Genomic DNA, 790 nt, shown 5'->3' with positions numbered 1-790 from the left:
CGGCGATGCCGGCGAACTTCTCCACGTGGTCGTACCAGGGTGCGAGGTCGGCGTAACGGATCGGCCAATCGGTGGCGATGCCGTCCTTCAGGTTCGCCTCGAAATCCAGGTCCGACAGGCGATAGCTCTGCCGTCCCCACATCAGCGAGCGGCCGCCCACGTGATAGCCGCGGAACCAGTCGAATCGCTTGATCTCGGTGTAGGGCGATTCCTTTTCGTTGGCCCACATTCCCTGCAGGTTCTCGACCAGGGCGTAGTCGCGCATCAGCACCGGATAATCGGCCTTCATCGCCTGGGTCGGGCGGTTGCGATGCGGGAAATCCCACGCCTCCTTCATCGCGTTGACGTAGTCCTTGACGTGCTCGATGTTGCGTCCGCGTTCCAGCATCAGGACCTTGAGTCCTTTCTCGGTCAGCTCCTTCGCCGCCCAACCGCCACTGATGCCCGAGCCAACGACGATGGCGTCGTAATGATTGTCTGCCATGGGTTCTACTTCACCTCGGTGGATAGCGTTTCAGACATCGCAGAGGCGGATCGCCTCGCGCAGCGAGCCGACGGGATCCGGCGCGGTAGGAACGAATTCCTGCGCCAGATAGCCATCGAAACCGGTATCGCGGATCGCGCGACAGATGGCGGGATAGTGGAGCTCCTGATCGTCCCCGATCTCGTGCCGGCCCGGGACGCCGGCGGTGTGGTAATGCTTGAAGCACGCGTGATGCTTGCCGATGGTGGCGATGATGTCGCCCTCCATGATCTGCATGTGGTAGATGTCGTACAGCAGGCCGAAATG

Annotated in this window: 2 protein-coding genes; both read right to left on the bottom strand. The window is 61.8% G+C overall.

Annotated elements, in window-relative coordinates:
• On the bottom strand, positions 1-484 hold a 484-nt coding region (locus CEK66_RS20195), incomplete at its 3' end, for an NAD(P)-binding protein (protein ID WP_152238070.1).
• A gap of 30 nt (positions 485-514) precedes the next feature.
• The coding region (locus CEK66_RS20190; RefSeq protein WP_226978703.1) for a TIM barrel protein at positions 515-790 on the bottom strand (276 nt) is incomplete at its 5' end.

It is taken from the genome of Xanthomonas sp. LMG 12460, assembly GCF_009192895.1.
In the GTDB taxonomy this organism is placed as follows: Bacteria; Pseudomonadota; Gammaproteobacteria; order Xanthomonadales; family Xanthomonadaceae; genus Xanthomonas_A; species Xanthomonas_A sontii.
This window is presented reverse-complemented; position numbering and strand designations above follow the sequence as displayed.